General features: G+C 54.3%; 12 protein-coding genes and 1 tRNA gene. 8 read left to right on the top strand and 5 right to left on the bottom strand.

Translation table 11 applies throughout. The features are described from left to right. The first annotated feature begins 73 nt into the window (after positions 1-73). From yajC to HB779_RS15605, 4 genes are read left to right on the top strand one after another with little or no spacing between them, the layout of a single operon-like run. Positions 74-415 (top strand): preprotein translocase subunit YajC, encoded by a 342-nt coding sequence (yajC, locus tag HB779_RS15620; RefSeq protein ID WP_188343220.1) that lies wholly within the window; start codon positions 74-76, stop codon positions 413-415. Positions 416-470: 55 nt separating this feature from the next. Continuing rightward, a complete protein-coding gene (gene secD / locus HB779_RS15615; RefSeq protein ID WP_188343219.1) occupies positions 471-2741 on the top strand; it encodes a protein translocase subunit SecD in 2271 nt (756 codons plus the stop codon). 7 nt (positions 2742-2748) lie between these two features. After that, positions 2749-3138, top strand: a complete 390-nt coding sequence (locus HB779_RS15610; RefSeq protein ID WP_188343218.1) for an Mth938-like domain-containing protein — start codon at positions 2749-2751, stop codon at positions 3136-3138. A gap of 27 nt (positions 3139-3165) precedes the next feature. After that, positions 3166-4002 (top strand): phytoene/squalene synthase family protein, encoded by an 837-nt coding sequence (locus HB779_RS15605; RefSeq protein WP_188343217.1) that lies wholly within the window; start codon positions 3166-3168, stop codon positions 4000-4002. 194 nt (positions 4003-4196) lie between these two features. On the opposite strand, the gene trmFO is transcribed toward HB779_RS15605, so the two are convergent. Then, positions 4197-5606 (bottom strand): methylenetetrahydrofolate--tRNA-(uracil(54)-C(5))-methyltransferase (FADH(2)-oxidizing) TrmFO, encoded by a 1410-nt coding sequence (gene trmFO, locus HB779_RS15600; protein ID WP_188343216.1) that lies wholly within the window; start codon positions 5604-5606, stop codon positions 4197-4199. Between the two features lie 90 nt (positions 5607-5696). After that, positions 5697-6644: an aldo/keto reductase gene (locus HB779_RS15595; protein ID WP_188343215.1), complete on the bottom strand. Its 948-nt coding sequence runs from the start codon at positions 6642-6644 to the stop codon at positions 5697-5699. A 310-nt stretch (positions 6645-6954) separates the two neighbouring features. Here HB779_RS15595 and HB779_RS15590 point away from each other — a divergent pair, with 310 nt between their 5' ends. Next, positions 6955-7362 carry a hypothetical protein gene (locus HB779_RS15590; RefSeq protein ID WP_244642384.1) on the top strand — a complete coding sequence of 136 codons (408 nt, stop codon included), beginning with the start codon at positions 6955-6957 and terminating at the stop codon, positions 7360-7362. 154 nt (positions 7363-7516) lie between these two features. Here the strand turns inward: HB779_RS15590 and HB779_RS15585 are convergent, their stop codons facing one another. Next, positions 7517-7663, bottom strand: coding sequence for a DUF1127 domain-containing protein (locus tag HB779_RS15585; protein ID WP_100001090.1), 147 nt, complete (start codon positions 7661-7663; stop codon positions 7517-7519). Positions 7664-7918: 255 nt separating this feature from the next. On the opposite strand from HB779_RS15585, the gene HB779_RS15580 reads away from it, so the two are divergent. The 3 genes from HB779_RS15580 (at position 7919) to HB779_RS15570 (ending at position 9804) form a co-directional block, all read left to right on the top strand. After that, positions 7919-9031: a DUF2157 domain-containing protein gene (locus HB779_RS15580; protein ID WP_188343214.1), complete on the top strand. Its 1113-nt coding sequence runs from the start codon at positions 7919-7921 to the stop codon at positions 9029-9031. Continuing rightward, the gene (locus HB779_RS15575) at positions 9028-9603 is read left to right on the top strand and encodes a GDYXXLXY domain-containing protein (RefSeq protein WP_188343213.1); all 576 of its coding nucleotides are present in this window, start codon (positions 9028-9030) and stop codon (positions 9601-9603) included. The genes HB779_RS15580 and HB779_RS15575 overlap by 4 nt, the downstream gene beginning before the upstream one ends. A 118-nt stretch (positions 9604-9721) precedes the next feature. Next, positions 9722-9804, top strand: a tRNA-Leu gene (locus tag HB779_RS15570). Between the two features lie 21 nt (positions 9805-9825). Here HB779_RS15570 and HB779_RS15565 read toward each other — a convergent pair. Together HB779_RS15565 and HB779_RS15560 are read right to left on the bottom strand one after the other, a co-directional pair. After that, a complete protein-coding gene (locus tag HB779_RS15565; protein ID WP_244642383.1) occupies positions 9826-10374 on the bottom strand; it encodes a hypothetical protein in 549 nt (182 codons plus the stop codon). A 71-nt stretch (positions 10375-10445) separates the two neighbouring features. Further along, positions 10446-12527: a prolyl oligopeptidase family protein gene (locus HB779_RS15560; protein WP_188343212.1), complete on the bottom strand. Its 2082-nt coding sequence runs from the start codon at positions 12525-12527 to the stop codon at positions 10446-10448. Between the last annotated feature and the right edge of the window lie 138 nt (positions 12528-12665).

The following is a 12665-nucleotide window of genomic DNA, read 5'->3' as shown; positions in this document are numbered from 1 at the left end:
TTTCCCATTCCAAACATTGTATTGCGCAGGCTCTGATAACATTCAAACACGTATTACTCTGGAGATTGTCTCTATGTTCGTAACTCCCGCATATGCACAGACAACAGGTATCGGTGGTGCGCCGGAAATGCTGATGAGCATCCTGCCATTCATCCTGATTTTCGTGATTATGTACTTCCTGATTATCCGCCCGCAGCGCACGCAGATGAAGAAGCGCGAAGAGCTTCTGAAGAACATCCGTCGTGGCGACACGATTGTGACCGGCGGCGGTTTCGTTGCCAAGGTGACAAAAGTTTTTGAAGATACAGGCGAACTGGAAGTCGAAATCGGTGAGGGCGTCAAGGCGCGCGTCATTCGCAGCCTGGTGTCCGATGTACGGGTCAAAGGCGAACCGGTTGCTGATAACAAGAAATAAGTCATAGTTACGGGGCGGCATCAAGCCGCCCTGTTGATTCTGAGGTCGCGACTGCATGCTTTACTTTAGCCGCTGGAAGACTCTTTTCATTTGGGCCGTTGTTCTTGCAGGCGTGATCCTGGCTTTGCCAAATCTGTTTACCCCTATCCAGTTGGCGAACCTGCCCAACTGGCTGCCGAAGAAGCAACTTGCCCTTGGACTGGATCTGGAGGGTGGTTCCCGCATCCGTTTGCAGGTTGATAAAGACAAATTGGCCGACACCGACTCGACCATTGAGGTCATGAACCGCCGTCTGGATGAACTTGGCTATACCAATCCTCACGTTGAAAGCCAGCGAAACGGCCGCGTTCTTGTGGACGTGTCAGGTCTTTATGACTCGCAGCTGCTCAAGGATATTTTGAGCCTTACCGGCCACCTCAGCTTTCGCATGATCGATACATCCATGCCCGTGCAGCAGGCCATTGACGGCACGCCGCCGCAAGGTTCGGACGTCGTCTATTCCTTTGATGATCCGCCCGTTGCCTATCTCGTCAAAAAAGATCCGATTGTCACCAACGGCAATTTCGTTGGTGCGCAGGCCGGTGTTGACACAGCCACCCAGCAGCCGGTCATCACATTCAAGCTGGATAGTGCAGGTGCAGACCGTTTCTCAAAGGCTACCAAAGCCAATATCGGTCAGTCTTTCGCCATTGTTCTTGATGATCAGGTGCTCTCTGCACCTGTAATCAGCGAAGCTATTCCCGGTGATACGGGGCAGATATCGGGCAATTTCGATCTATCGGGAGCCAGTAATCTTGCAATCGTTATGCGCGCTGGGGCTTTGCCTGCGCCTGTTACGGTTATTGAAGAGCGGTCGGTGGGTACTGATCTCGGTGCCGCTGCCGTAGCGTCTGGCAAAATCGCCGCACTCATCGGCGCTGGCCTTGTCATTCTCTTCATGCTGCTGACTTATGGGCTACTTGGTGTGATCGCCAATATCGCCCTGATCGTCAACGTGATCCTGATCCTTGCCGTGCTGACCTTGCTTGGTGTGCCCCTGAGCCTTGCTGGCGTGGCCGGTATCGTTCTGACCATCGGTATGGCTGTCGATTCCAACGTGCTTATCTATGAACGCATCCGTGAAGACCGGCGGGCAGGCTTTTCTGTCATTCAGGCGATTGATTCCGGCTTTGCCAGGGCGCTTGCTACCATTGTTGACGCCAATGTCACGACGCTGATCGCCGCTCTGGTGCTCTTCATTTTGGGCACCGGTCCAGTGCATGGCTTTGCCGTAACCGTTACAATCGGTATCGTCACGACTTTGTTTACAACGTTCACCCTTACCCGTTGGATGGTATCGGCTTGGGTACAATGGTCAAAGCCGAAGGAAGTACCCGGCGCGCTGCTGAAACTCGTGCCTTACGGTACCAAAATCCGCTTCATGCGTTTGCGCAGCCTGACGCTCGGTTTCTCCGCGCTGTCCAGCGTTGCGGTTATTGTGCTGTTCATTGTGGTCGGCATGAATTTCGGTATCGACTTCAAGGGCGGAACGATGGTCGAGATCGCCTCCAGTGAGGGGCCAATTGATCTCGATGATGTCTATAGCCGTCTTGATGATTTGAATATTGGCGACGTCAAAATCGAACCCTTCAAGTCGGACGACCGTGCTCTGATCACTGTCGGCAGCCAACGTGAAGGCGAAAATGCCGAGCAAACGGTCGGCGTCAAAATTCGCGGCGAACTGGACCAGGATTATGAATTCCGCCGGGTCGATGTGATTGGCCCGACTGTGTCAGGTGAGCTTGCCAAGGCTGGCGGCTTGGCTGTTGCATTGTCGCTTCTGGCAATCTTTGTCTACGTGTGGTTCCGCTTCGAGTGGCATTTTGCGCTCGGTGCAATCATTGCAACGATCCACGATGTTGTGCTGCTGCTTGGCTTGTTCATTATCCTTCAGATGGAGTTCAATCTCTGGAGTATTGCCGCTTTTCTGGCCATTGTCGGCTATTCGCTCAACGATACGGTTGTTATCTATGATCGTGTCCGGGAAAACCTGCGGCGCCATGGCAACAGTGTTTCGCTGTCTGCTATTCTCGATGCGTCGATCAATCAAACCCTGTCGCGTACAATCTTGACCTCGCTGGCGACATTCCTGGCGTTGATCGTGCTCTATATCTATGGTGGTGACGATATACGTTCCTTCGCCTTGACGATTGCGGTCGGGATCGTGGTTGCAACCTATTCGTCGATCTTCGTTGCTGGTCCTTTGCTTATGCTCTTTGGTCTGAAAGGGCGTGATGTAATCGATGACAGCCGGCCGGAAGCTGTTTCCGGGCAGAGCGGAGCATAAGCAAGTTGTGGTAAAAGGCATTGAAATCAGAGACGCTCATTTCCCCGGGCGTGCGCCTATTGATGCCTATGGCAATGGTGGTTTCCGGTTTGCGGATATGTCGCATCGCGGTTCAATTCTTTGCCTGCCATCCGGTATTCATGGCTGGGCACCCAGGATTGAAACAGCACTGACAGCGGACGACTTTGCGCTGGTTCTGGAGCAGGCTGCTGACATCGAGATTTTGCTCGTCGGGATGGGGACAGAACTTCGCCGTTTACCACAGGTCTTGCGGGATGTTTTGCGAGAACATCGTATTTCGTCCGACCCGATGAGCACCGGGGCTGCAGTGCGCACCTACAATGTTCTTCTGGCCGAAAACCGGGCGGTCGCTGCGGCATTGATAGCCGTAGATTAATCCCGCGCTTCTCTGTATCTCAACGCCATGAACGCAAATGAAACCCATTGCCTGCAGTTGCTGCGGGATGCCGACCCTGATCGCTACCTTTCCGTTCTATATGCACCGGAGGGCAAGCGTGGAGGCTTGGCAGCGCTTTATGCATTCAATGTGGAGATCGCTCGTATCCGCGATCTGATCCACGACCCTTTGCCGGGTGAGGTGCGCTTGCAGTGGTGGCGCGATCTGATCGCTGGAACCGAGCATGGCGAGGTCTCGGGCAATCCTGTTGCTGCAGCACTGCTGGAAGCGATCAAGACCTACAATCTGCCACGCGCAGCTTTCGACAATTATTGCGAGGCGCGCATCTTTGATTTTTATGATGATCCGATGCCGAGCCGTAATGATCTGGAGGGTTATTGCGGTGAGACAGCCGCAGCGTTGATCCAATTGGCTTCGCTGATCCTTGATGCGGAAAAGGCTCCGGCATATGCGGACGTTGCCGGGCACGCGGGTGTGGCGCAGGCTGTGACAGGATTGTTGCGACTTTTGCCTTTGCATCGGCGGCGCGGGCAGGTTTACGTACCTGCGGACATTCTGGCTGCCGTTGGTTGCAGTTCTGAAATGTTGCTCGAAGGTTCGGACAAAACCGCCATCAAACGTGCTGTCGATGCGATGATTGCGCTCTCTGAAGATCATCTTGGCAAGTATGAGGCCGCCGCGAAGGCTTTGCCCGCAGCGCTGCGCCCTGCCTATCTGCCGGTTGGCCTTACCAGAATCTATCTGAACAAGCTCAAGGTCGGTGGCTTCGACGCAGCAAACGAGATTTTGAACATCTCACCGCTTCGGCGTCAGTGGGCGATGCTTCGCGCATCAATGCGCTGATCGTGGGTTCAAGGTGGTGCGTGGTTCGCCCTTCGACAAGTTCACGAAGCTCACCATGAGGGAGAGTGTTGACTGCAAGGCCAACTAAACGTTGCCGGGTGAGTTCCCTGCAACGCTCAATCTCCCTCATGGTGAGCTTCGTGAGCTTGTCGAAGGGCGAACCACGCACCACTTAACTTGCAGTTCAACACTATTTACTCAGCGGCCTGAGCAATAGCAGGCAAACCCAGCCATGCACGGCAGTCTGCCAAAGCCCGTGCGCTTATAGCGCGGCGCTTGGCATTGGTCTTGTCTTTGCCGCGAAGCCGTTTGCCCTCTGTCTTCGGTGCTTCAATCGGCGGGAATAGACCGAAGTTGACATTCATCGGCTGGAAAGACCGTTTGCCGGGTTCTTCGTCGCTGACGATGTGACCACCGGTGATATGCCCAAGCAGGGCACCGAAAGCCGTCGTAACCGGTGGCGGCGTCAATTCCAGTCCAAGCCGCTCAGCCGCCGCAAACCGGCCGGCAAGCAAGCCGATAGCCGCTGATTCCACGTAGCCTTCGCATCCAGTGATCTGCCCGGCAAAGCGCAGACCGGGGCGTGATTTCAACTGCAGTGTCGGATCAAGCAGGATAGGGGAATTCAGATAGGTGTTGCGGTGCAAGCCACCCAAGCGCGCAAATTCCGCATTCTCAAGACCGGGAATCATCCGGAAGATATCGGTTTGTGCGCCGTATTTCAGTTTGGTCTGGAAACCGACCATATTATACAGCGTGCCGAGGGCATTGTCCTGCCGCAGCTGTACGACCGCATAGGCCTTCACAGTGGGGTTGTGAGCGTTGGTGAGGCCCATTGGCTTCATAGGGCCGTGACGCAAGGTTTCAGCGCCACGTTCCGCCATGATTTCGATGGGCAGGCAACCGTCGAAATAGGGGGTGCCTTCCCATTGCTTGAATTCAGTCTTGTCACCGGCGATGAGTGCCTGCACGAATGCCTCGTACTGCTCCTTGGTCATCGGGCAGTTGATATAGTCCTTGCCTGTCCCGCCGGGCCCGACCTTGTCGTAGCGCGACTGGAACCAGCAGACATTCATGTCGATACTGTCAAAATGCACGATGGGTGCAATCGCGTCGAAAAAGGCGAGGGCGTCTGCACTGGTTTCTTTGCCGATAGCCTCAGCCAGTGAAGGGGCCGTCAGCGGGCCGGTCGATATGATAACCTTGTCCCACTCTGCGGGTGGCAGACCGGTAATCTCTTCGCGTTCAATGGTAATAAGCGGATGGGCTTCAAGCTTTGCTGTCACCGCTTGAGCAAACCCGTCGCGATCAACCGCAAGAGCGCCGCCAGCGGGCACTTGATGTGCATCAGCCGACGCAATGATCAGCGAATTGGCGAGGCGCATTTCTGCGTGGAGGACACCAACGGCGTTGGTCTCGGCATCATCGGAACGGAATGAATTGGAGCACACCAGTTCGGCCAGATCCTGCGTCTTGTGCGCATCGGTGCCGCGAACGGGGCGCATCTCATGCAAGATAACGGGGATACCGGCCTCAGCCAGTTGCCAGGATGCTTCGGAACCGGCGAGACCGCCGCCAATAATGTGTACGGGTTTGTTTGACATGGCACCCCAATAAACCCTTTGGCGTTGCGCATCAATGGTGCAAAAGCCGCCGCAGAATGTCTGTAGCGGCTTTTGTGCTTACGCGAGAAGTCAGGCGCTGGCTGCGCCCAGTTCAGCCAGATCAGCATCATCGAGTTTCAATGAGGCCGCTTTGATCAGGCTCTCCAATTGTTCCAGTGACGTGGCGCTGGCAATCGGCGCCGTCACCCCTTCGCGATGAATAACCCATGCGACTGCAACTTCAGCCTGTTTGGCTTTATGTTTGTCAGCTACGGTATCCAGCGCCGCGAGGATTTTAAAGCCGCGTGGATTGAGGTAATCCTTGACGCCGCCGCCACGCTGGCTTTTGCCGAGGTCCGCTTCGCTGCGGTATTTGCCCGAGAGGAAGCCGCGGGCGAGGCTGAAATAGGTTATGACGCCGATATCTTCAGCGACACACAGGTCGCGCAATGGGCCGTCATAGCTATCCCGGTTATAGAGATTATATTCGGGCTGCAGGACGTCATAGCGTGGCAATCCCTTGTCTTTTGCGACATCGAGTGCGGCACGCAGCTGATCCGCATCAAGATTGGACGCACCAATGGATTTAACCTTGCCGGCTTTGAGCAATGTCTCGTAAGCCGACAGAGTTTGTTCATAGGGCGTTTCCGGATCCGGCCAATGCGAAAGGTAAACATCGATCGCGTCTGTCTGCAGCCGTTTTAGCGATGCTTCAGCGGCTTTGGCGATGTAGGCAGGCGTCAGATCCTTCTTGCCTTGCCCCATATCCCCGCCGACTTTGGTGATGATCGTCACCTTATCGCGGGCATTGCGGGATTTCATCCATTCGCCGATGATTGTTTCGGATTCACCACCGGAATGGCCCGGAACCCAGCTCGAATAAACATCTGCCGTATCAATAGCGTTGAAACCGGCGGCGATAAAACGATCGAGAAGATCGAACGAGGTCTTTTTATCGGCTGTCCAGCCAAAGACATTTCCACCGAAAACCAAGGGCGCAATGGATAGGCCGGTCCGGCCAAGTGGACGTTTCTGCATGATTGTTCTCCCGGGAGGATGCGATGGGAGTTGAAATGTAAGGCGATTGAAGATTGGTTTCTACCCGCAACCAGCAATCATGCTAACCAAAAATGCAAATTGTTGGAATTTTGACCTTTATCCTTGATATAATCAGGCCATGCAAGCGCTTGGCTCAAAGCTCGGTCTGCCGCTGCTTCTGATCGCAGGTGTTTTGGTATGGGCACCCGGCGCCCAAGCGCAAAGTTTTAGTATCTGCCACGGCTATGGCTGTTATTTTCGAACACAAGTTACATTGACACCGGCAGATCAGAGCCGAATTGCAGCCCTCATGGCCGGTGGGCGTAAATCTGCCGAAGCGGAGCGCACAGCCATTCGGCGTGCAGTGCAGATTTTTGAACTTCGATCGACGCAGGTTATCGGCGTTGCAGACCGTCCCAGGATGGAGTTTGGCAAAGCGCGTGAGAAAGGCCAAATGGATTGCGTTGATGAATCAACCAATACGGATCATTTCCTGCGCTATCTGCAAGCTTTCAGGCTGCTGCGTTTTCACACAGTGGCCGATCGCGATGCACGAGGAAGCTTTTTCGACGGCCGGTATCCGCACTTTACTGCGGTGCTGCGTGATCGCTCCGACACTTCGTGGGCAGTTGACTCATGGTACGAGCCTGCGGGTGGAAAGCCGGATGTGATGTATCTGTCCAAATGGAAGGAAAGAGGTTTCAACAGCCAGCGCTAAGCAAGAGGATAGCGGGGCTAGAAACAACAACACCCACCGCGGGAGGAGGTGCGGTGGGTGCCGTTAAGTAAAGACCGGCTGGGAGGAGGAGTGCCGGCCTTTGATCGCGGAGGCTCTGGGAGGAGGATGAGCCCCGGCGATATTCTTTATGCGATTAGCGTACTGCGGACTTCTTTGCGACGAACGGGATGTCCGAGCGGGCGATGCCCAAGTCGCTCAATTCACGGGTCGACAGACGGTTCAGCTCGGAAACCGTGTCACGATAACGGCGCCAGTTGCTGTAAGAGCGGATAAGGTTCATTTCAATCACCATTTCATTCAGTTGTTTCGTTGATCACTCTTGATCGTTGAACTGAAGATAGTGGATGTATGCCCGAATGTGCAGAGCCAAGTTTGCAGGTCAGCTATGCAGATGTTGCATTGCGTCATTAATCGATTTTAATTGCTGCGTCGCACAATTGTCATCTTCGTGGCTGTTCGCCCGAATCCGGCTGCAATTGCGTTTTGAATGTGGCTGGCGTTACTAATCTGCCAAGGCGACTCAGGAGCAGGACGCATGATAATACCCTGGACGGTGCGCAGGCATGTTGCGCGGTGGCAACGTGACGGCCTCATCGATGAAGTCACTGCAGACCGTTTACGCAAGGATATTGACGGGCATGGCATCAGCTTTGGACTGGGCAATGTGTTGGCGATATTGGGCGCCATACTTCTCGGCGCTGCGCTCCTTTCCTTGATAGCCGCAAATTGGGAGGTTATGCCGCGTCTCGTGCGCGTTGGTCTCATCCTCGCTGTTCTGTGGGGCGGCTATGTCGGTGGCGCATGGCGTGCAAGCCGGGATGACAAGGTTTTCAGCGAGGCTCTCTATCTTATTGCTGCCATCGGCTTTGGCGCTGGTATCGCACTGATTGGTCAGATGTACCATTTGTCGGGCGACATGGCTTCCGCTGCTTTGATGTGGACGGGTGGCACAGTTGTGGCAGCCTTGTTTCTGCGGTCACCGGCACTTGTCTCGGCGGGCATCGTCATTGCAGGTATCTATCTGCTCGCCAGTCAGGGGCCGGAAACTGCCTCCCGTTTAAGCTATCTTTGGCTTCTGCCGACCTTTGCCGTCATGACGGCAGGCTTAATCTGGTACACAAGGAGCCAGTTGGCGCGGCACTTCCTGGCTGTATTGTTGCTTCTGTTTGTTTGTGTTGTTCACTTTGATCTTGATACCAATGCGATATTAGCAATTGCGCTGTTTACCGGTCTCGCACTGTTTTTGCTGGATGCACTGCGCCCGGCCGATCTGAATCGCATGACGGGCTGGAGTGTTAGTCTGGGAGCATATGGATTCTTGGCGGCGCATATGGTGTTGATGATCTTTCAATTCGACGGATACATGAATGACCGCCCTCGGGAAGTGCTGCTCGGCTTTGCCATATTGGCTCTTGCGATTGCCGGACTTGCCTTATCAGGGCATCGCAATCTTGCGGTTCGATGGAGCGCTTACCTCATATTTTGCGCTGAAGTGCTTTACCTTGCATTTGAAACCATCGGAACAATGATTGGCACAGCGGGTTTTTTCCTCACCGTTGGGGTGCTCGTATTGCTGCTTGCAGTGTTTGTTATCCGTATGGAGCGCCGTCTTCAGAAAAAGAGTCTGATTGAAGGTGTATCAATATGAAAACAAAGGTAAATCTTCTGGTGTTAGCCGGCGTGACAATCGCAATTCTGCAGTCCGGTGTGCTCTATGCGATGGTCGAAAAGCGCGCCATGATCTTGCGCAATGGTACGATGATTACGCTGCGGACAGAGCCGGTTGATCCACGCGATCTGCTGCGCGGAGAATATGTCCGGCTGGGTTATAGCATTTCTACCGTGGACGTTGCCAAAGTCACGGGCGAAAAGCCAGATACCAAGGGTTTTATCGATATCTACGTGACCGTGAAGCAAGCACCGGATGGTGAATGGGGCTTTTCCAGCGCGTCCTGGCAAAAGAGAACTGATATTCCTTCCGGTGAAATCCAGATTCGCGGTCAGACGTTGAATAACTCCTATTCCGTCGTCAACGATATTTACCGGGTCAATTATGGCATTGAGCGCTACTACCTTCCTGAAGGATGGGGTCACGCTATTGAAGACGTGCAGAAAGAGCGCAGGATTGATGCCGTAATTGCCGTGTCGAAAGCTGGCGAGGCACAAATCCGTGCCTTGAAGGACAATGGGCGGCTGCTTTATCAGGAGCCGCTATATTAGAAAAACCTCCATTTTGAGCAGCGTAAATAATGCTGTCCAAACAGAGGCTTTTTCCTTTGACCCTGCGAAAGACGGTGATATAGAGACCGGCGCTTGGGGTTCAGTGAACGCTCAATCAGCGGATATGGCGAAATTGGTAGACGCACCAGATTTAGGTTCTGGCGGGAGACCGTGGGGGTTCGAGTCCCTCTATCCGCACCATAATTGAATTATTTGAATATCTTATGTGTATTGCGAGTTTGAGAGTCTTCCCTCGATCTCCCGTCCGATCGAAGCACGAATAAAATCACGTATCAGACGTTGACTGGAAGTATCCAATGTCAATCTTGCTCCATCTAATACGGCGAAACAAAACGCGGAACCACCTGACGGCCAGCAACTGCTCCGCCCATACTGTCTGTAAAAGGTAGGGGGAAGCGCCTTATCCAATGCTTCCATAATGGACGCGACAAAGGCTCGCTTCTGATTTTCATCACCGGTCGTTAAGTCTGAATATGTCGCCATGGGCTTGCCAATGAGCGTTCCGTTACGCCGCAAGGCAAACTTTAATGTCATGCTCATGCCTGCGCTGTCTGCTGGTGGTTGCCAGCAGGCGAAGATGGCATCAAACATTTCACTGATTGTGTTGACGGGGGTGGGGTCAGAACAAGGTCGTGTCTGTGCCAAACCTTTCCCGGAAGCAAAAACAACTATCGTCAATGTAAATATGAGTGTCAAAAAGCCATAGCTCTTTGAAGACCCGTTCCGGGACGTCGCATAATCTTCAGCCATTCCGGCCTACTCCAATTTTCACGGGGGCAACAACGATATTCAGTTATCGGGAGGTTGACGCGCTTTATCTTTCATTTTGGCTTCCAGCCGATGGCATCACGCAGGAACGCATAACCCAGTGCGATAAAGCTGGCGCGTTCCTTGTTGTCCTTGCCATAGCCGTGTCCGCCTGCCTCGGGCTCATAGAAATAGGCGGGATAGCCAAGACCTTGCAGCTTTGCCGCCATTTTGCGGGCATGTCCCGGATGAACGCGGTCATCTTTACGTGTTGTTGCAATGAGAATCGGCGGGTAAGGGCGGCCCGGCACAGCGGTGTGATAGGCCGAAATGTCCTTCAGGAACGCCCAGTCTTCCGGCTTGTCGGGATCGCCGTATTCATCGATCCAGCTCGCACCGGCAAGAAGTTTGCTGTAGCGGCGCATATCGATCAACGGAATGGTGCAGAAGAGGGCGCCGAACCGCTCGGGGTAACGGGTCAGCATATTCGAGATCAGCAGCCCGCCATTGGAGCCGCCCTCTGCCGCAATGCGATTGGCGCGGGTAACGCCGCGCCGAACCAGATCAGCGGCGATGGCTGCAAAATCATCATGCGACAATTTCTTGCCAGCCCGGCGTCCAGCATCATGCCATGCAGTACCAAACTCGCCGCCGCCGCGCAGGTTGGCGACAACACTTGTACCGCCCCGTTCGAGCCATAGTTTGCCGATTGATGCGCTGTAATAGGGCTCCAGCGATAGGCCAAACCCACCATAACCGGTCATGTGCACCGGCGCGTCGCCGGTCTCCCCCTTGGGGCCGATCTGCGTATAGGGGATGGATTCGCCATCGGATGACACTGCCTCATGTCGCGTTATCACCAACCCCGTTGCATCAAAGACAGCGGGGCTTTGTTTCAGCAATACGGGCGCGGCGATGGCATTTGGCTTGGCAATATCCAGAAGCAATACATGTGCTGGCGTTATCGGGTCTTGAGCGGAAACAAGCAATTCTCCGTTGGCGTCGACATCCTCGACATCCAGTGACCAAACATTGACCATGCCCTGCGAGGGGAGAACATTGATCGGTGTCCTCGTCCATGCCCCCTCTGCGGGTTGATAAATCTCAAAACGCGGCGCCAGATTGTCAAGGAACGAGATGACAAGTTTTTTGTCATTCCAGAAGAAACCCTGAAGTGCGCGGCGTGGCGCAGGTTCAAACAGAATCTGAAAATTTCGTTCTCCAGCGAGAAACGCCGAGAGTGAAACACCCAAAAGCGTATCAGCAGGGTAGGTAAGACCGGAAACCGTCCATGCTTCGCGCGGCTTGATTGTCAGCCAATCGTCATAGCAATTCCACCAAGCGGTCTTCGGGACCTCTATACGCTGCTTAGAACCTTCGCGACCACCAAGCCAGCCAATCGTTTCAAAGAACGAGAGCTGTTCAACAAAAAAGACGCGCTCACTGCCACTGCTGTGATCGATATCTGCCCCAACGGCCATTGATTCCGGCGGGCATTCGAAAATTACCGGTGTCTTCAACGGGTCGGTTCCACGTTTCCAGATGCGTACCGTGCGGGCATACCCCGATTGGGTAGCCATACCTTCGCCCAGTGCGCTTGAAATCAAGACCGTATTGAGATCGAGCCAGCCAAGACTGCCCTTCGCCTCCGGTAAATTGAATCCATCGGGAATAAAGGCGCGGGTATCCAGATCAAACTCGCGGTGCACGACCGCGTCGCTGCCACCGCGCGACAGCCGCACAATAACGCGCTGGCGTGCTGTGGGTTCGATGTAGGCACCGCCCCAGATCCAGTCGTCGTTCTCTGCTGTGGCAAGCCCGTCGATATCAAGCAGAACATCCCAGTCGGGCTTTGCCGTGGCATAGGAATTCAATGTGGTTCGCCGCCACAGGCCTCGCGGGTTCTGTGCATCCTGCCATACATTGTAAACATATTCGCCTCGCCGGGCGATCATGGGGATCTTGTCCGGCCGATCAAGGATGGCCGTCAATATATCGCGATCATGCTCGAATTGCTGGCCGCCAAAGCGCTGCAACGTTGCGGCGGATTGGCTTGCCGCCCATTCGAGAGGCTGCGTGCCATCGATTTCTTCCAGCCAGAGGTGCGGATCATCGTCTGGGGCATCAATGGTCGGGCGAGGGTCTTGATGGGTCATGCTTTCACCTTCCGCAAAGAATCTGCGGCTCAGTCTGGTCAATGCGGCTCGTTTTGCAATGACCAATTGGTTTGATTGGAAGCACCCACCAAAGAAAATCGCGCCGAAATGAGTTCGACGCGATTTTGTTCGTTTCCA

Source organism: Phyllobacterium sp. 628, from assembly GCF_014189505.1.
Classification (GTDB): domain Bacteria; phylum Pseudomonadota; class Alphaproteobacteria; order Rhizobiales; family Rhizobiaceae; genus Phyllobacterium.
Note: the sequence above shows the minus strand (reverse complement) of the source record. Positions and strands in the feature narration are given on the sequence as shown.

Coding starts and splice junctions, on each gene's coding strand:
- yajC (WP_188343220.1), top strand. CDS start 74: ATGTTCGTAACTCCCGCATATGCACAGACAACAGGTATCGGTGGTGCG.
- secD (WP_188343219.1), top strand. CDS start 471: ATGCTTTACTTTAGCCGCTGGAAGACTCTTTTCATTTGGGCCGTTGTT.
- HB779_RS15605 (WP_188343217.1), top strand. CDS start 3,166: ATGAACGCAAATGAAACCCATTGCCTGCAGTTGCTGCGGGATGCCGAC.
- trmFO (WP_188343216.1), bottom strand. CDS start 5,606: ATGTCAAACAAACCCGTACACATTATTGGCGGCGGTCTCGCCGGTTCC.
- HB779_RS15595 (WP_188343215.1), bottom strand. CDS start 6,644: ATGCAGAAACGTCCACTTGGCCGGACCGGCCTATCCATTGCGCCCTTG.
- HB779_RS15590 (WP_244642384.1), top strand. CDS start 6,955: ATGGCCGGTGGGCGTAAATCTGCCGAAGCGGAGCGCACAGCCATTCGG.
- HB779_RS15585 (WP_100001090.1), bottom strand. CDS start 7,663: ATGAACCTTATCCGCTCTTACAGCAACTGGCGCCGTTATCGTGACACG.
- HB779_RS15580 (WP_188343214.1), top strand. CDS start 7,919: ATGATAATACCCTGGACGGTGCGCAGGCATGTTGCGCGGTGGCAACGT.
- HB779_RS15575 (WP_188343213.1), top strand. CDS start 9,028: ATGAAAACAAAGGTAAATCTTCTGGTGTTAGCCGGCGTGACAATCGCA.
- HB779_RS15565 (WP_244642383.1), bottom strand. CDS start 10,374: ATGGCTGAAGATTATGCGACGTCCCGGAACGGGTCTTCAAAGAGCTAT.
- HB779_RS15560 (WP_188343212.1), bottom strand. CDS start 12,527: ATGACCCATCAAGACCCTCGCCCGACCATTGATGCCCCAGACGATGAT.